The 756-nt window shown below is 76.6% G+C and carries 1 protein-coding gene; it reads left to right on the top strand.

The window, feature by feature from the left end:
• On the top strand, positions 1-756 hold a 756-nt coding region (locus tag ESO86_RS17990), incomplete at both ends, for a CoA transferase (RefSeq protein WP_207207231.1).

The following is a 756-nucleotide window of genomic DNA, read 5'->3' as shown; positions in this document are numbered from 1 at the left end:
CCGCCGCCGAGCTCGCAGACGCGGTGACCCGCGAGGGCGGCATGTGCGTCGCCGTCGCGGGCGAGGACCCGCGCGCGGACGACGAGCTCAGGCGGCGTCCGCTCATCGACGTCGCCCGGCTCGGCGAGTCCGAGGGATCCAGTACGGGCACGGTCGACGCGGACCGGCCGCTCGCGGGCGCGCGCGTGCTGGACCTCACGCGCGTGATCGCAGGCCCCGTCACCACGCGCACGCTCGCACTGCTCGGCGCGGACGTGCTGCGGATCGATCCGCCCGCGCCGGCCGAGCTCGGGTGGCAGCACCTCGACAGCGGCCCCGGGAAGCGGTCGGCGCTGCTCGACCTCCGGAGTGCCGGCGATGCCGCGCGGTTCGACGAACTGCTCGCCGGCGCCGATGCGATCGTCCTCGGCTACCGACCCTCGTCGCTCGAGCGGCTCGGCCTCGACCCGGCGACCCTCGCCGCCCGGCATCCGGGCCTGGTCGTCGGGCAGCTCGCCGCCTGGGGCTTCGGCGGAACGACGGGAGAGCGGGGCGGATTCGACAGCCTCGTGCAGGCGTCATCGGGCATCGCGCTCATCGAGGGCACGCCGGACGCACCCGGCGCGCTGCCCGCGCAGGCGCTCGACCACGCGACGGGGTACCTCCTCGCCGCGGCGATGATCACGTTGCTGCGCCGGCGCTCGGTGGACGGCGGCAGCTGGCTCGCGCGCATGTCGCTCCGCCGCACGGCGGCGGAACTGCTCGGCCTGCCGCGAC

Source organism: Agromyces binzhouensis (assembly GCF_004135055.1).
Lineage (GTDB): Bacteria > Actinomycetota > Actinomycetes > Actinomycetales > Microbacteriaceae > Agromyces > Agromyces binzhouensis.
This window is presented reverse-complemented; position numbering and strand designations above follow the sequence as displayed.